This is a genomic window from Rufibacter sediminis, assembly GCF_014269285.1.
In the GTDB taxonomy this organism is placed as follows: domain Bacteria; phylum Bacteroidota; class Bacteroidia; order Cytophagales; family Hymenobacteraceae; genus Nibribacter; species Nibribacter sediminis.
The window spans coordinates 40,224-61,177 of the sequence record NZ_JACOAF010000061.1 but is presented as its reverse complement, the minus strand read 5'-3'; the positions used below and the strand labels follow the sequence as shown (position 1 = coordinate 61,177).

The window sequence follows — 20,954 nt, the reverse complement described above, 5'->3', positions numbered from 1 at the left end:
CAGATACGAGAAGACAGCCGGCAGTTTTGCCGGATTCGTTTTCCTAGCAGCAGCCATGATCCTGCTACACTAATTGTCAACACGCCCTGAAACTGTTGAGAGGCTGGCAGAGATTGAGCCTTTATGACCTCTGCCGGTGATACGCTGTTCAGGATTTGAAATCCCGGACTTAGGAGACGCGGATTTGTAATCCGCAGCAGTCCCTCCCAAAAGCAGGGGATTACAAATCCCTCTCTCAAAGCTTTCGGATTGCAAATCCGAAAGATCGTAGGATTGGAATGGCTAGGGCTTCATCGGCAAACGGTTAAAGCAGCTTCAGGGGATTGCCCCTACTCTTTTGCCCTACTTTCCGGAAATCAGGCCCCAAACCCAATCAAGACAATAACTGCGGCAGCCGGTCAGTTAGAGAAAATAAAGAGGGCAACTAACCGCTATTCCGCTCAACTATGCCGTACTTCTTTTATCTTGCTTCTTGATCCTGTGACTTAACTCACCGTTTGTGCAATCACTTCAACTTCACACCGCTTACTCTCCTTGGTATGCATTGCTTTGCCTAGCCGCCGGGATAGGCGTTTCCTGGCTTATGTACCGCCGGGGCGGTCCCTGGCCCTCGGGGTTGCGCTGGCTTCTGGCGTTTCTGCGGGCAATGCTGGTGGCGCTGGTGTGTTTTCTGCTACTGGACCCGTACACCCGCAGCATCCGGCAGGAGGAAGTAAAGCCGAAGGTGGTGCTGGCCCTGGACAACTCCCAATCGGTGGGGCTGTTCACCCAGAAAGACCAGCTAAACCGCACCTTGCAGGAACTGGATGCCTTAGCTGATCGCCTGCAGGAAGAAGGCCTGGAAGTAGTGAAGCAGACGTTTCAGGCGGGCGACACCACCGTTGCTTCCATTACCCAGACCCCGCTGAATGCCCAAGTCACCAACCTGCACGCCTTGGTGGAAAAAGGGAGCCACACCTACCGGAACCAGAACCTGGCGGCCACGGTGCTTATCTCAGACGGTATTCATAACCAGGGCCCCACCCCTACTTTCCAGCTCTACAACGCTCCCGTGTACCCTGTAGCCCTAGGCGATACGGTGGCCAAGCGCGATGTGGTGCTCGAGGAAGTGCAATACAATAAAATCAACTATACCGGCACCTCTTTTCCCATAGTGGCACGGGTCCGGCACAACGGGTTTGGCGGCACCACGGCCACGGTGCTGTTGCAGGAAAACGGCAAAACAGTGCAACGCAAATCCATTTCCCTGCCCCGCGGCGGAACGGTGCAAACTTCTTTTCAGGTAACCGCTGCCCAGGCTGGCAAGAAACACTTTCAGGTGCAAATGCAGCCCCTCACCGGCGAGTTCACCAACCTGAACAACCAACGGCACGCGTACCTGGAGGTCATCAAAGGCAAGCTCAAAGTACTGATAGCCGCCGCTGCTCCGCACCCCGACATCAAAGCCCTCCGCAGCGCCCTGCGCACCAATCCCTTGCTGGACGTGGAGGTGGTCTTGGGCCCTTTTCAGAATCCGGGCTTCAAAACGCCGTATGATGCGGCCATTCTTCACCAGATCCCCAACGCCAGCGGCGTAGGCAATGACTGGCTCCGCCGATTAAAAGCCGCCAACGTTCCCTCGTTCTACATCCTGGGTGCGCAGACCGATTATAACGCCTTCAACACCTTGCAGGCCGGGGTACAGCTGAACCGACCCTCGCCGCAGTTTGACGAGGTGCAGCCGCTCCTGAACAACGCCTTCCAGCGGTTCTCCACTGAGCCCACCGCCCAGAGCCGCATCAAAGCCTGGCCCCCCACCGCGGTTACCTTCGGGGAGTGGAACATTGCGCCGGCCGCCGAGGTCATTCTGCAGCAGCAGGTGGGCAGCGTGCGTACCACCAAACCGCTGCTGGTCTACAAACCGGCCGCTCCGGCTCCTTCGGCGGTGCTGCTCACCGACGGTAGTTGGCAATGGCGCCTCACCGAGGCCGTGGACCAGGGTTCTTCCCAGATTTACGATGAGCTCATGACGCACGTAGTGCAACTGCTGGCCAACCGCCGGAACCAGAAACGCCTGCACGTGTACCCGGTCAAAGACGAGTTTGAGACCTCAGAAGGCGTGAACCTGCAGGCCGATGTCTTCAATGCCGTGCAGGAAGAAATTTTCGGGCAGACCATTTCCCTCACGCTTACCCACGAGGGCGGCAAGCAAACGCAACACCGTTTCCGCCACGAGCAGGGGGGCGAAGGCCTGCGTCTGGGCAATCTGCCCGCGGGGGTGTACCGTTACACCGCCTCCACCCGCGTTGAAAACCAGAATCATACAGACACCGGCGAATTTGTGGTGCAGGAGCAGAACCTGGAGTCCCTCCTGGCCGTGGCCGACCACAGCCTGCTGAGCCAGCTGGCAGAGCGCTCCGAAACCAGGTTATACTACCCGTCCCAACTGGCGCAGTTAGAGCAGGATTTACTGAAAGCCAACTTCAAAACCATCCTGCGCAGCCACGAAGAAGAGAAAGATTTGCTGGAGCAGCCCTGGTTCTATTTCTTGTTACTGGGTCTGGCTTGCGCCGAATGGGCCTTGCGCCGCTTCTACGGCAGTTTATAAAAGATCATTCAACTCGTTAAAAAAGGAACGGCTGCTTGTGTAAAGCAGCCGTTCCTTTTGGCGGGTTATTCGTTTGTCGTGCCGGAGGAATCTACGGCCGGCGCAATGGTGTCGGCCCGGTTGTCGGCGGCGCCCGTTTCAAAGTCCTGTGCCCTAACGCTGGGGTCCCGGTCTTCGGTGGCAGTGGGTTCTACATCGCCCTCGGTGGGCTTGGTGGCGGAGTTACAGCTCGCTAGAAAAAACAACGGCAAAGCGGCGCAAAGAAGGAGGTTCTTTTTCATAGTCATGGTTTTAGTGCAGGATAGAATTCCGGGAGTCAGGGGCGCAAGAAGCACCAGACGGCGGCCGGAAGGTGACTCATTTTCAATTCTCTATACGTATGTCAGGAGGGATAGGTGGAAACGGCGGCGATGCAGCGGTTTTCAGCCGGAAGCTTTGCCAGTAAGCGGTGGGTCCTCTGCCCATTTTTCCTCATAAATGGCATTCCGTTGCTGAGAACCGTCCCGTTTTCAGCCCGATTTCTGGAAAACGGGTCAAAAACGAAACCAATTCCTTATTTTCGCACGTCAACGTTCGCTTCTTTGTTTTGCAGTATTTTCTCCTCTACAAGCCCTTTGAAGTTCTCACCCAGTTCACCGATGAGAACGGCCGCCGCACGTTAAAAGATTTCGTGTCCGTTCCCAACGTCTACCCCGTGGGTCGCCTGGATTATGACTCTGAAGGCTTGGTGCTGCTCACCGATGATAAGCAACTGCAGCATCGCCTCTCCGACCCCAAGTTTAAGGTGGAGAAAACCTACTGGGTGCAGGTGGAAGGTGTGCCCACAGACGAGGCGCTGGATCAACTGGAGCGCGGTGTCCTGATCCAGGGCAAGAAAACCTCTCCCGCCAAAGCAAAGCTCCTGGAGGGAGTCCAGCTGGGGGAACGCTCCAAGCCCATCCGGTTCCGGGCCAACATTCCTACCACCTGGGTCGAGATCAAGATAAGCCAGGGCATGAACCGGCAGGTGCGCAAGATGACCGCCTCGGTGGGCTACCCAACCCTGCGGTTGGTGCGGGTGGCCATTGGCACCTTGCAATTGGATTCTTTGCAGCCGGGCGAGTACCGGGCCTTAACTTTTGAGGAGATCAAGCAATTGAAAGGATTGGCGAAGCCGGTGAATACGTTTGTTAGGCCATTCAAAAAGAGGTCTTAAGTGTTTTGAGCTCGTTTTTGGAAAATTGGCTCCAAAACAGGTTTTGATTTTCCTGGTGTAATCTTAGTCTGCTTGCGCTAGCGGAATGCTGCTTTTGGCGTGGGTGCATGCCGTTTGCTTGCGCTAGCGGAATGCTGCTTTTGGCGTGGGTGCATGCCGTTTGCTTTCGCTGGCGGAATGCTGCTGTTGGCGTGGGTGCATGCCGTTTGCTTTCGCTGGCGAAGAACTGCCGTTGGCGTAGGTGCATGAACTTCATTGTTTCATCGCTCGGCTCCGTGCGCTCACGGCCGCGAGGCCCCGCCTTCCGGCCTCGCGCTGTACCAGTTTCCTTTGCTCCCTGCGGTCGCAATGCCTGCGGCACCGGAACCTGCTTAGGCGCTCAACCGAAAGGCTGGAAACAGCAATGCGTTGGTAGTAACGCCTCAGACCTCACAGGTTTTGAAGACCTGCGAGGCCTACTTTGTAGTGACGCAATACCTTGCGTCTTTCAACGGTTCTACCACCTGATGTTTTCAATGCGCAGATGACCTGCCACAGTTCTCTTCCGTTTCGGGGCGGTTTTTTAGAAAACAGGTCAAAAGCGCATTCTTACCTGACACCCTCCGCCAATTGTTCGTATAGAAAAGCTTTCGTCTTTTGCCTGAAATGACATAGTGTCACAAATGGCATGAATTATAGCCTTGGCACATGTCTTGTTAATAAGACTGCATCAAGTTAAACTAGGAACTACTAAATAAAACTATAGACAATGGGAAAAATCATAGGCATTGACTTAGGAACTACCAACTCTTGCGTTGCGGTAATGGAGGGTAACGAACCAGTGGTGATTCCGAACAGCGAAGGCCGCCGGACTACTCCGTCCATCGTGGCATTCCTGGACAACGGGAACGGTGAGCGTAAAGTAGGTGATCCTGCCAAGCGTCAAGCTATCACGAACCCACAAAATACCATCGCGTCCATCAAGCGTTTCATGGGCCGCGGCTTCTCAGAAGTAAAAGACGAAACCAGCCACGTTTCTTACAACGTGCAGTCTGGCAGCAACAACACCGTGCGTGTGAAGATTGGCGACCGTGAGTATACCCCACAGGAGCTTTCGGCCATGGTGTTGCAGAAAATGAAGCAGACCGCGGAAGATTACCTGGGCACGACTGTGACCGAGGCGGTAATCACCGTTCCTGCGTACTTCAACGACGCCCAGCGTCAGGCTACCAAAGAAGCCGGTCAGATTGCCGGTTTAGAGGTGAAACGGATCATCAACGAGCCTACTGCCGCTGCTTTGGCGTACGGTTTAGATAAAAAACACGCTGACCAGAAAATCGCGGTATACGACTTAGGTGGTGGTACTTTCGATATCTCGGTGCTGGAGTTAGGTGACGGTGTATTTGAAGTTTTGTCTACCAACGGTGACACGCACCTGGGTGGTGATGACTTCGACCAAGTGATCATTGCTTGGTTAGCCGATGAGTTCAAAGCCGAAGAAGGCATGGACTTACGCACTGACCCAATGGCGTTACAGCGTTTGAAAGAAGCCGCTGAGAAAGCTAAAATTGAGCTTTCCTCTTCTTCTGAAACGGAAATCAACCTGCCTTACATCACGGCTACGCAGACAGGTCCTAAGCACTTGGTGCGCAGACTGTCAAGAGCTAAGTTTGAGCAGTTAGCTGATTCTCTGGTTCGTCGTTCCATGGAGCCGGTTCGCAAAGCCTTGCAAGACGCTGGTTTGCAGCCGTCAGACATTGACGAGGTAATCTTGGTGGGTGGTTCTACCCGTATCCCAAGAATCCAGGAAGAAGTAGAGAAATTCTTCGGCAAGAAGCCATCTAAGGGTGTGAACCCAGACGAGGTAGTAGCCATTGGTGCCGCTATCCAAGGTGGTGTATTGACCGGTGAGGTGAAAGACGTGCTTCTTTTGGACGTGACCCCGCTTTCCTTGGGTATTGAGACCATGGGTGGCGTGATGACAAAGTTAATTGAGTCCAACACTACCATCCCAACCAAGAAGTCTGAGACCTTCTCAACCGCTTCTGACAACCAGCCAAGCGTGGAGATCCACGTGTTGCAGGGTGAGCGCCCTATGGCCCGCGATAACCGCACCATCGGCCGTTTCCACTTGTCAGACATTCCACCAGCACCACGCGGCGTTCCGCAGATCGAAGTAACGTTTGACATTGACGCCAACGGTATCCTGCACGTGTCTGCCAAAGACAAAGGAACCGGCAAAGAGCAGAAAATCAGAATTGAAGCTTCTTCTGGTCTGTCTGAGCAGGAAATCGAGCGCATGCGCAAAGAAGCGGAGGCGAACGCCGAGTCTGACCGTTTAGCGAAAGAGCAAGTAGAGAAAGTGAACCAGGCTGACTCTATGATCTTCCAGACTGAGAAGCAGCTGAAAGAGTACGGCGACAAACTGTCGGCCGGAAACAAAACTGCGATTGAAAGCGCCCTGGCCGAGCTGAAGAGAGCTCATGAGTCTAAGGACTTAGCCGCGATTGACAGCGCCATGGAAAACATCAACAATGCATGGCAAGCTGCCTCTCAGGAGATGTACGCGGCCACTGGCGGAGCTGGTCAACCTGGTGCTGATGCTGGATTCGGCGGTGGACAGCCAGGTGCTGACGGACAAGGCGGTGCCACCCAGTCTGCCGGTGCTGATAACGTGACCGACGTTGACTACGAAGAAGTAAAATAATTAATATAGGTTTAGTTGAGGAAAGCCTCACCGCTATGCGGTGGGGCTTTTTTGTTTATAGAAATTTTATTCTCGACCAAAAGTTGCCATTAAGACAACTTTAGCCGTACCTTTACAGTTCTCAATTGGAACCTTAGGTAAATGAACGTCATCAGCTTAAAGAAACTAAAGGAGTACTATACTCAGCATGCTGGTGCTAAAATTGGTCTGACCGCTTGGTTTAAAACAACTAAGAAAGCTGAGTGGAAGGACCTGAATGGGTTGAAGGCAGATTTCCCTAGTGCTGATTTAGTAAAAGATGACAGGGTAGTATTCAATATTAAAGGAAATCATTACAGGCTCATTGCCAGAATCAGCTTTCAATACAAGAACGTAATGGTCAAATGGATTGGAACGCACGCCGAGTATGATAAGATTGATGCCGGTACAGTTTAACTCTTACCACTCTGACATATATGATAAGCTTAAAGTTGATTGAAACCGAGGAAGAGTACGAGCAGATGTTGGCCCGGATAGATGAGATCTTCAACGCTACTCCTGGGAGCGCAGAAGCAAAGGAATTGGAGCTGCTCATGCTCATCGTCAACAAATATGAAGAGGAGCACTATGCCATTGAGGAGCCAGACCCCATTGACTACATTAAAACGCGCATGGAGGAACTGGGCCTGAAACAAGAAGATTTAGTACCTTATATGGGCAATAAAGGGAATGTCTCCAAGGTTCTAAACCGGAAACGTGGCCTCTCCCTGGAGATGATCCGCAACCTGCACAAAGCGCTCGGCTTTCCGCTGGAAGTACTAGTGGCCGAACCAACATTACACCTCAACAAAGGCGCTGCTTAATATTTTTTACATGAATTTCATTACCCTAGATTTTGAGACGGCCACCGCAGACCGTGACAGCCCTTGTGAGATTGGATTGACCTTCGTGCAAAACGGACGAATTGAGAAGACGGAAGCCTGGCTCATCAAACCGAAATCTTACCCGTACTTCAACAGCTGGAACATCGCCATCCACGGCATTAAACCGCAGGATGTGAAGCACAGCCCCACGTTTGACCAGGTGTGGCAGGAACTGAGACCCATGCTGCAGAACCAACTGGTGATTGCGCACAACGCCAGCTTCGACATGAGCGTGCTCAGAGCCACGCTGAACACCTATGGCCTTCCTTTTCCGGAGCTGAATTACGCCTGCAGCGTGCAATTCTCCAAACAGGTGTGGCAAGGTTTGCCGCAGTATGATTTGAAATCGCTCTGCAATAGACACGGCATCCAGTTCAAGCACCACCGCGCCGCCGCTGATTCTTACGCCTGCGCCGAGCTAACTTTACGCGCCCTGGCCCACACGAATTGCCGCCAACAGGAAGACTTCTCCGAGAAGCTGAAAATCAATTTCGGGCAGTTGTTTGAGGGCGGCTATAAAGCATCCTCCGTGAAGAAGGAGTCAAAACCTAAGAGAGCGTTTCCGTTTTAGTGGTTTCCTGTAGTCTAGCTTTCCCATTCTTGATATTATTTTAGGGAGAACACCTGAGGAACTGACCTTCTTCGCTTCCGCTGAATCCCCATTCGGTGAAGCGGACGTTTCTGGGCTGATTTTAAAGAATCTGCCTCAAACTGTTTCTCTATCAAGAGAGAAAATTGTCCTATGTTACTAAACAAAAAGAGGCTGCCCATACTGGGCAGCCTCTTTTGATATCAATAACTTCTTGAATTTATAACAGCACACTGCCAACTCTGGATACAAAAGCTTCGTGCACTTGTTGTTGCGTGAGGATGTGGCCCTGCTTCTGAGCTTCATCAGCTAACTGGAAGCCCAGACGGGCGGCGGCCATGCGTTGGGCTGGCGTGCCATGGTGACCAGTGCTTGTAAATCCGCAGTCTCCAATCTGGAAGAACAGTGTCAAGAAGTCTTCTACACGTTTGCTGTTGTAGGTAGCTCCTCTTTTGTGCGTCATGTAGTAAGCTGCCATGAAATCGGCCTCTAACTCAGTGTAGCGGGTTGCCTCGGCTTGATCTTTCGCGGCGCCGTTCGGGTACCAGGCGGTCATGTTTTTAAACTGCACCTGGTGCGCCCACTCATGGGCCAGAATGCCGGTCCACACAATATCCTGCTCCACTCCGGTTTCAGAAAGCATCTCTACGATTCCGTCGCCAATCACAATCAGGTTACGGTAGGTAGTGGCAAAGCCATCCAGCGCGAAGAACGGTGATTCAGGCAGGTAAGGAGAGAACGTGTTGAAGTAAAGGATTTGGTCAGCTGCGGCATAGGCCTGCTCGCGGGTTCTGATGTTGGTACCCACAATTTGATACACATCGGCCAGTTTCTCGCGGTCATTCAGCGTAGCGGTGTGCTGTCCGTTGATCTGGATCAGGTTGGGCATGTTCCAGAAAGTCTCCAGATCTCTCTTCCGCTTGGCCATCAGGTTGGTGTACTCGCCATTCTTGCCGAAGTACTGCTCAGAGGTATCAAAGTAGGCCGAGTACTGGTTGAGGGTCATGTACAGGTTCAAAATGGAGTTTGCACTCTGCGCGCTCCCGAACAGTTGAATCAGGTCTTTGCCAAGCGGGGCTAAATACTTGTTCTGCACCGCCACGAACTGGGTAGGTCCGCAGGTGCTGGGCGCCACGGCATCGTAGCTGAAGAGGTTTCTCAGGTTCTCACCGGGCGCTTTAAAGTCGGCGGGGGCAGTGAGACTCAGGTTTTGGGGGATTTCAAGGCCAGAGGCAGTCGCGGCTACACTCTTTGACTGAGCATCCGTTTTCACGCTCAGCTCTTCCATTTGATTTTCACAAGAAACGGTAGCGAAGCCTACCGCAAGGCACATGAGGGCAAACGTAGATTTTTTCATTAAAGGGGTTTTGTTTATAGATTAAATTTGAAATGTGTTCCTGAATAGTAGTGATGCTGATGTGTTGGAAAGTCTTTGAAAACACTGGATTCAAAGACTTTCCAATTTGAATATAGGCAATTCTTTGTAGAATTGCACAAGTACATTTTCGTATAAACAGTTCCTTCCCAGAAATAAAAGTCCTTATTTTCTTTGGTGGGCTTGGGTTAGAATAGATCCGCGGAAGACTAGCAGGCCGTGAGAAGAGAGTTCTGAAACCATGATTTTACAGCCGTGGCAATGCTTAGAACTTGTCCTATTGCATACTTCGTCGCGCACTTTGCAATGTGACACGCGCCACAACTAGAATCTTGAAAGCTGGTTTAAAACAAAAGCGAGGGGTTACCAAAAAAAAGTAGATCAACTCAGACGATGTATCTTACCTGTAGACACTATCTTTTACAGGTTTCCGTTTTGCGCCTAATTTCCACAAAACAGGCCTGAAAAGGAGGTTACCCTTTACTCAGTTGCGTCACGCCTACGAAGCCTCGCCCGCCGTCCAGCACTACTTTCCAGCCGCGTTGCTTTAGGGATCGTTTGATGAATTCGTTCAGGAAACCGTGTGCCACCAGCACGGCCATGCCATCGGCCTCGGCCTCCCGGGCAAGATGCTCCGCGGCCTGGGCAGCGCGGACTTTCGCCTGCTTGAAACTCTCAATGTCTTTCTGATTCAAACCCAGCAGCCACAGAATGCGCGACGTCACCTGCCACCAGAGAAGGGGAAACTTCCCCAAGGGCAATCCCCAGATGCGGTTCTCAAACTCCTTGAAAGAGGCATCTTCTATCAGTTCCACCTCTGGCCCGAACAGCATCAGGGCCGTGGCTTTGGCCCGAGGCAGCGTACTGCAGAACACTTTCCTGATGCGGTCCAGAGGCAAGTGCTCACTCCTTTCGATGATTTCCTCCACCTCGGCCACATTGTACTCCTGAATATACTGCTCCGCCTGCGCTTTCGTGAAGAAGCCTTTCCGGTTAATCAGCGGCCGGGCGTGCCGGATGAGGTAAATGTGCGGGGTAGCTGGGTTCATTACTACTACATACTCAAAAGGACGTGAAAACGGTTACTTGCGTTTTCACGTCCTTTTTCAGAAATCAGGTGTAAAACAACCGGTTTACTGGGAAGCCACGGCCTCGGTGCGTTTATGCCGCCGAAGCGCTTTCATATACACCACCAGTTCATCTAGCTGATCCGGCGAAATCTCGTGCTTCTTGAACGAGGGCATCCGCCCGATGCCCAGAAAGAAGGCCTTGCTGCGCACCCTGAACCGCAACGCCGCCCCGGGCAGCGGAATGTTGTTGAGCGACGGACCCAAGCCCGCCTCCCCCAGCGGATGGCAGCGTTGGCAGTGCTGCATGAACACCACGCGGCCGTTTTCCAGTTGCTGGGTTTGCACCTTCATGGGGCCTAGAATGGGTTCGCTACGACGGGCCGAGCCGCAGCTAGAAAGTACCAGTACCGGAAGAAGCCACAGCCATTGCCTGGCGTTTCTAGGAAGTTTGAGGAGTTGTTTCATCTGGCGGCAGTTTTAGTGATTTTCCAAACAACGCCGGTCTGCTGCTTTGGCGCTGGACCCTGTTCCGTCATAGGCATGATGCCAAAGTCCACCACGTAAAGCGCGGTTCCCTCGGGGTTAAACTTTACGGCGATGGGTCTTTCCAAGCCGCCGTTTTTCATGATGGAGGCCGGTCCGTTGGTTTTGCTTTTGTTCACGGCAAAGTCTTCGATGACGCCGGTGGCGGGGTTCACCCGTACCACCTTGAAGCCCACGGGTCCGTAGGTGTGGCCTACTTCGGGGGTCATATCGCCAAACTGGGCGATAAACGCCTCGCCCACGTGACCAAAGGTAGCGGTTCGGGAGAAATCCAGACCGTTGGAAGAGGAATGCACCCCCAGAATGGCTGCCGGTTTGGGCGGCGTGCCCGGATGTTGGGCCAACAGGAATTTAGGGTCATCGTGCGGCGTTTTGTAGTCATCCGAAGCCATGGGCTGCCCGGAGGCGAAATCTGGCCAGCCGTACCATTTGCCGGATTGCACGGCCCACAGCACATCACCGGTGCCGTAGCCGGGCCGACTGCCGCGCGTGTCGTAGCCGTTATCAGTGACGTAGAGTTGCCCGTTGGGCGAGAAAGACAAGCCGTAGGGATTCCGCAGTCCCCAGGCCACCAGTTCCAGCGGTCCGCCCTGCAACGGCACCCGAAAAATAGCCCCGGAGCACGGAATCGCGCCCTTGATGGTTTGGTTAGGCGTGCTGGGTGTCCCGAAGGGCAAGTAAGCGCCCGTGGTGACTTCGTCTTTGTCATCCTCAGTCAGCGGGTTATAGGTGGTGAAGTTCTGCCCGGTCAAGACGATGTCCTGGCACGGAATATCATGAAACGTGGGGTTGCGCTTGAGCCAGCCGTAATGGTAATTATCAGTGCCGACCACGCCGGAGTTGGTGGCCGTTCCCTGCCCAAAGTACAGGTAACCGTCCTTCCCGATGACGGGCGCATCGGTGTGGTGATCGCCGTAGCTGGGCAGGCCTTCCACCAGGCGGGTGATCTGTCCGGTCCGGGAGATTTTCAGGATGCGCCCGCCCTCCAGCTGCCCGCCTTCCGACACGTAGAAAAAGCCGTCGTGGTAGGCGGTTCCGGTCCAGGGACCGTTTTTGTCGCCGGCGGCAATCTGGGTGGTGGTGCCATCGGGGTTCAGGCGCAGCAGCTTGGGCGGTAGCCAGACTTCGCCGTAGGCATAGCCAGACTCGGTGACGTAAACGGTGCCTTGCTCGTCAAACGTGATGCCGGTGGGGTACGTGAGGCCCGAGGCGATGGGTTCAATGGTGTACCCGGCAGGCAAGGCCACGTCTAAAGGCTGCAACGGCCGCATCTGCGGATTGAAGTTCTTGGGGCCGCCATAGCTTCCCTTGATCTTGTAACACCCAGAACACAGCAGCAGCAACAACGCAACAATATAAAAGCGAAGAAGTATTTTCATAGGCGAAGGTTAGGAAGGCTTCTCCTTACATACCGGTAGCAGGAAAAAGAGTTGCCTTTGCACCTTGCTAAGAAAACTTTACTTTGGTCTAAACATTTAATAGCGGGAGATACCTCCTGTACTTGTATGAAACTGCGTCTTGTTTTACTGCTTGTCTTAATGCTAATGTTTGTGACATTCGCCTTGGTGCAATTGAATGACCCTGATCCGGAAATCTGGGTTCCGGTGTACTTGGCGGCGGCCGTACTGTGTTTTCTGGCCTTCAAACGGAAACTGTTCAGATGGGTATACGCGCTGGCTTTTGTGGTTTTTGGGATAGGTGCTTTTCTGCTGTGGCCTCCCGTTTACCAGGGCATCACCATGGACATGGACCACACCCCGGCCATTGAACAAGCGCGGGAGTCTTTGGGGCTCCTCATCTGCGCGCTGGCCATGGCCTACTGCTTTCTCCTGGAATGGAAATACCGGGCCTAAAGCGGAACATCGATCATCGTCCAGTTTTGGGCCTGCTTTACGAAAGAAGGGCCAAAACGAAGAGCGCTACGTTGTCTCTACCTGATAGACTTTGGCGTACAAGCGCCCTTTAATTTCCTCAAACTGACGGGCTTCAAGTCTCTCTGGCCAAGACATGAGGTGTAGCGGCACCCAGGGTTTGCCCGAGGCATAGGGGGGTTGTGAGTAGGCAAAGGAATTCAGGTGGAAGCCGGCCCGTTCATAAAACGCGATGCGGCGGGTTGCCTCCGGGGTATGGGGGAATTCCACTTCCAGAACCAAAGGCGGATTGGAGATTTCCTGCAGCATCGCTATCACTTCCCGGCCCAGCCCTTTTTCCCGTTTATCGGGTGAAATGGCAAAATGCTCCAGAAACGTGAACGCGGGGAATTGCCAGACGCCCAGAATACCGGCCAGGCTTTCATCCTTTCTGATAGAGAGGAACTGATATACCTTGTTCGTGAGCAGGGCTTCTTGCTGCATGATGCTGCGCCTTTCCTCCGGCGGAAAAGCCTTTACATACAAGGCCCACGCCTGAGCGAACTCGGGCGTGGGCCTTGTACGAAGTGGTTGCAGGGAGAGCAAAGGTTAGTCCATTTCGATGTCGCCGCGGCGAAGCTGTTCCACAGAACGCATCACTTTATCACGTTGCACGGCGCGGTGTTTCTCCAGGGCATCGGCTACCACGGCGTTGGTGCTGCCCAAGATCTGGGCGGCCAGGATACCGGCGTTGGTGGCTCCGTTTAAAGCAACCGTTGCGACCGGTACACCGGAAGGCATTTGCAGGATAGACAGAATGGAATCCCAACCGTCAATGGAGTTGCTGGATTTCACCGGCACGCCAATCACGGGCAGCGTGGTAAGCGCGGCCACCATGCCCGGCAAATGCGCAGCCCCGCCGGCTCCGGCGATGATGACTTTCAGGCCTTTCTTCCGGGCTCCCTCGGCGTACTCCAGCATGCGGTGCGGCGTGCGGTGCGCTGACACGATGGTGACTTCAAACGGAATGTGCAGTTGTTCCAGGATATCGGCAGCGCCAGACATTACTTTCAGGTCTGACTGGCTGCCCATGATAATGCCTACCAGCGGCGTAGGGGAATCAGGAGATTGGCTCATGCAATGATTTTTAAACGATTTTTAAGGAGATCAGCTTTCTGTTTGACTTCTTCTACGGTAGAAGCCAGCACCGTTAAATGGCCCATCTTACGGTAAGGACGGGTAAATTTCTTGCCGTAGAGGTGAATGTACACCCCGGGTTCCTGCAGCGTGGTGTCCAGCCCTTCGTACACGGCTTCGCCGGAATAGCTGGCCTCGCCCAGCAGGTTCACCAAAACGGCGGGGCAATGCGGCTCCGTATCACCCAAAGGCAAGCCCAGGATAGCGCGTAAATGCTGCTCAAACTGAGAGGTGGCGTTGGCCTTCATGGTATGGTGCCCGCTGTTGTGCGGCCGGGGGGCCACTTCGTTCACCAGAATCTGCCCATCGCGGGTCACAAACATCTCCACGGCCAGCAAGCCTACAATGTCCAGGGCGGTGGTTACGTGGGTGGCAATCTCAATGGCCATGCGCTGCAGTTTATAGGCGATCTGGGCCGGGGCCAGCAGGTAATCCACCAGGTTGTGCTCCGGGTGCATCACTTGCTCCACCACTGGGAAGGCCTTCACCTCGCCCTGCGTGTTTCGGGCACAAATCACGGAGATCTCGGTCTCAAACTCCACCAGTTTTTCTAAAACCGTAGGGGCCTGAAACGCTTTGGAAAAATCAGCCGCGGAAGTTAAGCGGGTCACGCCATTCCCGTCATACCCGCCCCGGCGTAGTTTCTGGAAAGCGGGCAGAAAATCCAAGTTGGCCTCTAGTTCTGCGGCCTCCTGCAGCAACCGGAAGTCTGAGGTAGGGATGCTGTTCTTCTGGAAAAACTCCTTTTGCAGGCCTTTGTCCTGAATGGTCTGGAGCGAGGCCGGTTTGGGATACACCAGAACTCCCTCTTTCTCCAACTGGAACAGGGCATCTACGTTGACGTGCTCAATTTCAATGGTCACGTGCGTGCACTTCTTCCCGAAGGCGTACACGGTATCATAGTCCTTGAAATCACCGTGCACAAACTCCTCGCAGAGATGGCGGCAGGGCGCATGCTCATCGGGGTCCAGCACCAGGGTGTACAGGTTGAAATCCAGGCCCGCCTGCAGCAACATACGGCCCAGTTGCCCTCCTCCCAATATACCTAATTTAACAGTATTCATTTTAAAACCAGAAAGTCACTAATAAGAAAGAAATGCTCGTTTGCCGCGGACTTTTCGCAATCCGCCGGAAACCCAAATCTCTTAGTTCTGTGGGTAAGCTACAAGTTTTGGGAAGCAAGAAGGCCATTTTCTTTCAGGAATTCTCTTTTCTCCCTTACAGCTAGGTGAAGGCAAGGCCTTGAAACTCGTAAAAGTACCTGGCAAGGCTTTTTTTGCTTTAGTAATTTAATAATTTTGCACTATATATTTTAAATATTCATAAATAGCCTTCTATTCAAAATTCAGATTAGAAAAATAGTTACTTACCCATGAATACTTCCTATAAGCTGTTACTGCTGGAAGATGACCATCTGTTAGCTGGTTCGCTTGCCCAGGCTTTGAATAAGCAAAATCAATACGCCCAACGGGTAGACATCCAGGCGCTCAGCTACGAGGTGTTCGAGAATCAGTACGGGCTAGGGCGCAACTCTACCCGGGAGTTTATTGTGCTGGGCGGCAAGGCTTCTCTGGGATATGCCCCTGATACCCGCCTATTGAAATCACTGGCCACGCAACTGGAAAGAACCCACCTCTTCGTGCTGACTTCTTCTTTAGACGGCAAAGAAATCCTGAACCTGTGGCAGCCGGGCGTAGGCGGAGTGCTGCAAAGGGACGAACACGCGCATGTGGGGTTGGTGAAGGCCATTCTGCGCTTACAGTTGGTCCAGCAAAAACGCACCTACGTGCAGGCCAAGCCGAAGCCTACGGGCATCTGGCAGAAACTCTTTGCCTAACCAGCCCCGTTGGTTTAGGCTAAATTCAACCAGGTGTCCGTATTTTCCTGAATTTCCGTATTATTGGACGCAATGGAAATTCTACTCGCAACTTTCTCGGCTTTGTTCTCCGTGGTCAATCCCTTTGGGGCCATGCCGGTGTTCCTCACGCTCACGCACGATGACAGCCCCGCCCGGCGGAACCAGCAGGCGTTCAGGGCCTGCATTTACATGATCCTGATTTTGACGGTTTTCTTTCTGGCCGGGCAAGCCGTGCTGGATTTCTTCGGCCTCCGGATTCACGATCTGCGCATTGCCGGGGGCATCATGATCATGCGGGCGGGCCTGGATTTGCTCAACCCCAAAGGCGAGGACGGCAAGAAAATATCCAAAGACGTGGTGGCCGAAGGTGTGGAGAAGGAAGACATCTCGTTTACTCCGCTGGCCATGCCCCTGCTCTCGGGCCCGGGCTCCATTGCGGTAGTCATCAGCCTTTTTACAAAATCGCTCACATTTCTGGACATGTGCCTCACCATTCTGGGCATCGTTTTACTGGGTCTGATGAGTTACATCATCCTGCTTTTCTCGCCCCGCCTGATGATCTTTTTGGGCAAAGCCGGTCTGGCCGCCCTCACCAAGATCATGGGCTTCATCGTGTTGTCTCTGGGCGTAAGTTTCATTGTCACGGCACTGTTGGCTCTTTTTAAGTAAACTGTTCTAACCTGTTCAGTCTCCCGTTTTAGACCTGTTTTTCCAAAATCGGCTCCAAAACAGCCATTGTTAAAAACCTGCCCGTCTCAATTATCTGACTCAGAACCCAGAACTCAGAACTCAGGACTCATTGTTTTGCCTTATCTTTGCACCATGCAATTAAAGAACGACTTGCTCCTGCGCGCCGCCATGGGGCAGCCTACTGAACGAACTCCCGTATGGCTCATGCGTCAGGCAGGCCGTATTTTACCGGAATACCGCGCCGTGCGCGAACGCCTCTCCGGCTTCAAGGAACTGGTGGAAACCCCTGAACTGGCCGCCGAGGTCACCATTCAGCCGGTGGATTTACTGGACGTGGATGCCGCCATCATTTTCTCTGATATTCTGGTAGTACCCGAGGCCATGGGCTGTACCTACGAGATGATCGAGAAGCGCGGACCTTTGTTCCCGAACACCATCAAAACCGCCGCCGATGTTGAGAACGTGCGCGTTGCTGATCCTTACGAGCACCTGAACTACGTGCTGGAGGCCATCAAAGTCACCAAGCGCGAACTGAACGGCCGCGTGCCGCTCATCGGGTTTGCGGGCGCGCCCTGGACTATTTTCGCGTACATGGTGGAAGGCAGCGGCTCCAAGACGTTCTCCAAAGCCCGCAAAATGCTCTACGAAGCCCCGGAGCTGTCGCACCAGCTGCTGCGCAAGATCACCGATACCACCATCGCGTACCTCAAAGCGCAAGTGGAAGCCGGCGCGAACCTGATCCAGATCTTTGATTCCTGGGCGGGCATTCTGCCGCCGGCGCACTACAAAGAGTTCTCGTACCGCTACATCGCGGAGATCTGCCAGGCCATCCAAGGCGTGCCGGTCACCGTTTTCGCCAAAGGCGCATTTTTCTCCCTCACGGATTTCGCCCAACTGGATTGCCAGGTCATCGGGTTGGACTGGAACATGGACGTGAAAGACGCCCGCGCGGCCATAGGAGACGGTAAAACATTGCAAGGCAACCTGGACCCGTGCGCGCTGTACAACGATTTCGCCGGCGTGAAACGTGAGACCATCAAAATGCTGGAAGCCTTCGGCCCCAACCGCCACATCGCCAACCTGGGCCACGGCGTGTACCCAGACACTGACCCCGAGAAAGTGAAATGTTTTATCCAGACGGTGAAAGAATATAGCCACCGATAAGCATTTCAAGCCTCTTTTTGGAAAACCATACCAAAACGGCCTCCTGTTCATCTGAGCAGGAGGCCGTTTTGGTATAAGTTCCTAAGACTTGGGAATGCCGTTTTGAGGCTTTGCCTCACTGAAGTTGCAAACTTCAGGTCATGATGGGTCCAAGTTGAAAACTTGAACCAGATAATGGGTATCAATGTATGAAACTACACCTCATACTTCTTCCTATCGCAAGTTTAGCGCTAGCGCAACTTGTGGTGGTCATGACGGCAAGCTTGCAACTTGCCTGCTGCGGCCTTCCAAAGACTGCTTCCCTACCGAGGAATGAATCCTGAAACCCTTCCAGTTTAAAGCTGATTTCTCGAAAACGGCCCCAAGACGCAGACGCATCAGGTGGTCACTTCAAACGAAGCCAGCTCCTTTTGCAAGACCTGTGATTTCTGAGCTTCTGATTTGAGTAGCTCGCGGTTAATAGGCACCACGCCCACGTGCTCACACACTAGGCCTCCGCCCAGGTTCGCCAGCTCGGCCAAAGCGGGTAGCGGCAGACCGGCGGCCAGGCTGAGGGCGGCAATGCTCACCACTGTGTCGCCGGCCCCGGAAACATCAGAAATGGACCGGATGTGGGCATCCAGATAGGTTTTGGTTTGATCGGCAGCCTGGCAGAAAACGCCGCGCTCCGAGAGCGTCACCAGCACATTTTCCAGCTCCAGCTGCTGCTGCAACTGCTGGACGGCGGCTTCAAAAGCGTTTAGGTTGGCATCCTGGAAATCCACTTTCAGGCCTTCTTTGAGTTCTTTCAGGTTGGGTTTGAACAGCGTGCTGCCTTTGTAGGACAGGAAATTCTTCTTCTTGGGATCGACCACTGTGGGAATACCGGCCTGTTTGGCCAGACGCAGCAGTTCTTTTATTACTTCGACACTCAGCACGCCTTTGTCATAGTCCTCGAAAATAACCACGTGGGCCTGGTCCAGTAAGCCCTGAAACCGCTGCACCAACGCCTGTCGCTCAGCCGCTGACAAATCAGTCTCTACTTCAGAATCGATGCGGAGCAGTTGCTGGCCGCCGGAGATGATGCGCTGTTTCACCGTCGTGGGCCGCTCTGAACTTAGCACGATGCCCTCGGCGGTCTGGCCCTGCTCCTGCAACAGGCGCAGCAACGCTTCCCCGTCCGGGTCGTCTCCCACTACGGAGCAAAGCAGCGGGGTAGCGCCCAGGCTCTGCACGTTCAGGGCCACGTTGGCGGCCCCGCCCAGGCGCTGCTCTATCTTGGTGCGGTTCACGATGGGAACCGGCGCCTCGGGCGACAATCTCGTCGATTTTCCCCAGAGATAGGCGTCAATCATCACATCACCCACAACCAACACCCGCAACTGACTGAAGCGGTTAAAAAGAGACGAAACCGTGTGCTGAATGGACATTCAGGAAAATGTAGAGGTTAAAAACAAAACATTGGATAAAGCACCCGTTTTAGGGCCACTTTATCCAATGTAGGGCAAAAGTAAAAAGAAAAAGCGAGACTCAGTTTTAGCTTAGTTTCGCTAAACTGGCCTTAATACGCTCCAGGGCTTCAATCAGCTTGGCGTCTGAGGCGGCAAACGAGAACCGGATGCACTGCGGCGCCCCGAAGGCTCCTCCTTCCACCAATGACACGTGCGCCTCGTTGAGCAGGTACATGGCCAGATCGTTCGCGTTCTCTATCTTGATATCGCCCGCCGATTTCCCGAAGTAAGCGCTCACATCGGGGAAGATGTAGAAGGCACCCTGCGGCACGTAGGTTTTAATGCCGGGGATGTCGTTCATCAGCCCTAGCACCAGGTCGCGGCGGCGCAGGTAAGAAGCGCTCATCTCCTCGGCCGAGGCACGTCCGCCTTCCAGGGCCGCCTGCGCGGCTTTCTGGGCGATGGAGCAGGTACCGCTGGTGATCTGGCTCTGCATTTTGTCACAGGCATCGGCAATGTCTTTGTGGGCCGCAATGTAGCCCACGCGCCAGCCGGTCATGGCGTAGCCTTTAGAGAAACCGTTCACAGTGATCACGCGGTCTTTGATAGAATCAAAACGGGCCAGGCTGTAATGCTCACCGGTGAAGTTGATGTACTCGTAAATCTCATCGGCGATGACGTGCACCTGCGGATGTTTCTCCAGGATGGCGGCAAACGCTGCCAGTTCGTCTTTGGTGAACACCGAGCCCGTCGGGTTGCACGGCGAAGAGTACATCACCAGCTTGGTGTTGGGCGTAATGGCGTCTTCCAGCTGCTGGGCGGTGATTTTGAAATCGTTTTCCAGGGAGCCTTTCACCGGCACCGGAATCCCCTCGGCCAGTTTCACCACTTCCTCGTAGCTCACCCAGTACGGCGAGATGATGATCACCTCGTCGCCGGGGTTCACCAGGCACATCACCGCGTTGGCGATGGATTGCTTGGCTCCTGTGGACACCACAATGTTCTCGGGGCCATACTCCAGGCCGTTGTCGCGGCGCAGCTTCTCGACGATCGCCTTGCGCAGGTCTGGGTAGCCGGCCACCGGCGTATAAAAGGTATAGCCATCATCAATGGCTTTTTTAGCAGCGTCTTTGATGTATTGAGGTGTTTGGAAATCGGGTTCTCCAAAACTCAGGTTGATCACATCCACTCCCTTGGCCGCCAGCTCACGGGCTTTTTTAGCCATGGCAATGGTTTGGGACTCGGCAAGGGAGGTAATGCGATCTGAAAGTGCTTTTTGTTCGGTAGTTATCATCTCTTGAGAAGACATAAGGTGTGGCGCCAAAATTAGAAGGTTTTGCTGTTTTTACAGCAAATGCGCGCATATTTAATTAATACGTAAGGAGTTTAAGGGTTGATTCTGTTAAAATAGTGATTAATAAGGCAGCTACTCAACGTCAGAATTGCCCTTTAACGCTTCCCGCGCTTTTTCATTTGCGGTCACTTTGTTTCCAAATTTCTACTGTCAGCTCTTTTTGCCTGTTTTCTCAAAATCAGGCCGAAAACACCTAATGATAAAGTCGGGCGGCACGCGCAGGGTTGATACACACAGTTGCTGAAAGGCAGCGCTTCTACCCTTTTCTGTGGGTTATACTGGTCAGGGCTGGGCAATACACCAAACTTCTGCCAAGGCAGTTAGTTCTTTTACTGGTTATCTTTTGTGGTTTTCGCATTTCAAGGGATTTCCTTATTGCGCTTCCAGAAAGCGGCCCCGATGGTGCTGGCTTTCCCAAAACGGGGCTTCCTCTCAGTAGAGAGGAAGCCCCGATGGGGTCCTGT

The 20,954-nt window shown here is 53.5% G+C and carries 20 protein-coding genes; 10 read left to right on the top strand and 10 right to left on the bottom strand.

The annotated features are described in order from the left end of the window. The first annotated feature begins 499 nt into the window (after positions 1 to 499). Positions 500 to 2,587 carry a VWA domain-containing protein gene (locus H7U12_RS22360; RefSeq protein ID WP_186642148.1) on the top strand — a complete coding sequence of 696 codons (2,088 nt, stop codon included), beginning with the start codon at positions 500 to 502 and terminating at the stop codon, positions 2,585 to 2,587. Between the two features lie 65 nt (positions 2,588 to 2,652). Here H7U12_RS22360 and H7U12_RS22355 read toward each other — a convergent pair whose 3' ends face one another. Next, a complete protein-coding gene (locus tag H7U12_RS22355; RefSeq protein WP_186642147.1) occupies positions 2,653 to 2,868 on the bottom strand; it encodes a YajG family lipoprotein in 216 nt (71 codons plus the stop codon). 305 nt (positions 2,869 to 3,173) lie between these two features. Here H7U12_RS22355 and H7U12_RS22350 point away from each other — a divergent pair, with 305 nt between their 5' ends. From H7U12_RS22350 to H7U12_RS22330, 5 genes are all read left to right on the top strand, one after another. Beyond that, positions 3,174 to 3,782 (top strand): pseudouridine synthase, encoded by a 609-nt coding sequence (locus H7U12_RS22350; RefSeq protein WP_186642146.1) that lies wholly within the window; start codon positions 3,174 to 3,176, stop codon positions 3,780 to 3,782. 748 nt (positions 3,783 to 4,530) lie between these two features. Beyond that, positions 4,531 to 6,468, top strand: coding sequence for a molecular chaperone DnaK (gene dnaK, locus H7U12_RS22345; protein ID WP_186642145.1), 1,938 nt, complete (start codon positions 4,531 to 4,533; stop codon positions 6,466 to 6,468). Between the two features lie 141 nt (positions 6,469 to 6,609). Further along, complete coding sequence (locus tag H7U12_RS22340) at positions 6,610 to 6,903, top strand: type II toxin-antitoxin system HigB family toxin (protein WP_186642144.1); 294 nt, start codon at positions 6,610 to 6,612, stop codon at positions 6,901 to 6,903. 20 nt (positions 6,904 to 6,923) lie between these two features. Then, positions 6,924 to 7,310 carry a helix-turn-helix domain-containing protein gene (locus H7U12_RS22335; protein WP_186642143.1) on the top strand — a complete coding sequence of 129 codons (387 nt, stop codon included), beginning with the start codon at positions 6,924 to 6,926 and terminating at the stop codon, positions 7,308 to 7,310. Positions 7,311 to 7,320: 10 nt separating this feature from the next. Further along, positions 7,321 to 7,941, top strand: a complete 621-nt coding sequence (locus tag H7U12_RS22330; protein WP_186642142.1) for a 3'-5' exonuclease — start codon at positions 7,321 to 7,323, stop codon at positions 7,939 to 7,941. Between the two features lie 238 nt (positions 7,942 to 8,179). Here the strand turns inward: H7U12_RS22330 and H7U12_RS22325 are convergent, their stop codons facing one another. The 4 genes from H7U12_RS22325 to H7U12_RS22310 all read right to left on the bottom strand — a co-directional run bounded on the left by H7U12_RS22325 (position 8,180) and on the right by H7U12_RS22310 (position 12,326). After that, on the bottom strand, positions 8,180 to 9,316 hold the full coding sequence (locus tag H7U12_RS22325; RefSeq protein ID WP_186642141.1) for a neutral zinc metallopeptidase: 1,137 nt from the start codon (positions 9,314 to 9,316) through the stop codon (positions 8,180 to 8,182). Between the two features lie 491 nt (positions 9,317 to 9,807). Then, positions 9,808 to 10,383: a histidine phosphatase family protein gene (locus H7U12_RS22320; RefSeq protein ID WP_186642140.1), complete on the bottom strand. Its 576-nt coding sequence runs from the start codon at positions 10,381 to 10,383 to the stop codon at positions 9,808 to 9,810. Between the two features lie 84 nt (positions 10,384 to 10,467). Further along, positions 10,468 to 10,869 carry a c-type cytochrome gene (locus tag H7U12_RS22315; RefSeq protein ID WP_186642139.1) on the bottom strand — a complete coding sequence of 134 codons (402 nt, stop codon included), beginning with the start codon at positions 10,867 to 10,869 and terminating at the stop codon, positions 10,468 to 10,470. Next, entirely contained in the window at positions 10,866 to 12,326 is a 1,461-nt protein-coding gene (locus H7U12_RS22310; RefSeq protein ID WP_186642138.1) for a PQQ-dependent sugar dehydrogenase, read from the bottom strand. The genes H7U12_RS22315 and H7U12_RS22310 overlap by 4 nt, the downstream gene beginning before the upstream one ends. A 165-nt stretch (positions 12,327 to 12,491) precedes the next feature. Between H7U12_RS22310 and H7U12_RS22305 the strand changes: the two genes are divergently transcribed. Further along, positions 12,492 to 12,800 (top strand): transmembrane 220 family protein, encoded by a 309-nt coding sequence (locus tag H7U12_RS22305; RefSeq protein WP_241749649.1) that lies wholly within the window; start codon positions 12,492 to 12,494, stop codon positions 12,798 to 12,800. A 66-nt stretch (positions 12,801 to 12,866) separates the two neighbouring features. Here the strand turns inward: H7U12_RS22305 and H7U12_RS22300 are convergent, their stop codons facing one another. From H7U12_RS22300 to H7U12_RS22290, 3 genes are all read right to left on the bottom strand, one after another. Beyond that, positions 12,867 to 13,343 carry a GNAT family N-acetyltransferase gene (locus H7U12_RS22300; protein ID WP_255897541.1) on the bottom strand — a complete coding sequence of 159 codons (477 nt, stop codon included), beginning with the start codon at positions 13,341 to 13,343 and terminating at the stop codon, positions 12,867 to 12,869. Between the two features lie 63 nt (positions 13,344 to 13,406). Further along, positions 13,407 to 13,934 carry a 5-(carboxyamino)imidazole ribonucleotide mutase gene (gene purE, locus H7U12_RS22295; RefSeq protein ID WP_186642135.1) on the bottom strand — a complete coding sequence of 176 codons (528 nt, stop codon included), beginning with the start codon at positions 13,932 to 13,934 and terminating at the stop codon, positions 13,407 to 13,409. After that, positions 13,931 to 15,058, bottom strand: coding sequence for a 5-(carboxyamino)imidazole ribonucleotide synthase (locus tag H7U12_RS22290; protein WP_186642134.1), 1,128 nt, complete (start codon positions 15,056 to 15,058; stop codon positions 13,931 to 13,933). The genes purE and H7U12_RS22290 overlap by 4 nt, the downstream gene beginning before the upstream one ends. Before the next feature lie 308 nt (positions 15,059 to 15,366). Between H7U12_RS22290 and H7U12_RS22285 the strand changes: the two genes are divergently transcribed. The 3 genes from H7U12_RS22285 to hemE all read left to right on the top strand — a co-directional run bounded on the left by H7U12_RS22285 (position 15,367) and on the right by hemE (position 17,706). Then, entirely contained in the window at positions 15,367 to 15,831 is a 465-nt protein-coding gene (locus tag H7U12_RS22285; protein WP_186642133.1) for a hypothetical protein, read from the top strand. Between the two features lie 72 nt (positions 15,832 to 15,903). Further along, on the top strand, positions 15,904 to 16,521 hold the full coding sequence (locus tag H7U12_RS22280; RefSeq protein ID WP_186642132.1) for a MarC family protein: 618 nt from the start codon (positions 15,904 to 15,906) through the stop codon (positions 16,519 to 16,521). A gap of 153 nt (positions 16,522 to 16,674) precedes the next feature. Continuing rightward, positions 16,675 to 17,706, top strand: a complete 1,032-nt coding sequence (gene hemE, locus H7U12_RS22275) for a uroporphyrinogen decarboxylase (protein ID WP_186642131.1) — start codon at positions 16,675 to 16,677, stop codon at positions 17,704 to 17,706. A 377-nt stretch (positions 17,707 to 18,083) separates the two neighbouring features. Here hemE and H7U12_RS22270 read toward each other — a convergent pair whose 3' ends face one another. Then, entirely contained in the window at positions 18,084 to 19,115 is a 1,032-nt protein-coding gene (locus H7U12_RS22270; RefSeq protein ID WP_186642130.1) for a bifunctional heptose 7-phosphate kinase/heptose 1-phosphate adenyltransferase, read from the bottom strand. A 106-nt stretch (positions 19,116 to 19,221) separates the two neighbouring features. Further along, positions 19,222 to 20,430 (bottom strand): pyridoxal phosphate-dependent aminotransferase, encoded by a 1,209-nt coding sequence (locus H7U12_RS22265; RefSeq protein WP_186642129.1) that lies wholly within the window; start codon positions 20,428 to 20,430, stop codon positions 19,222 to 19,224. Between the last annotated feature and the right edge of the window lie 524 nt (positions 20,431 to 20,954).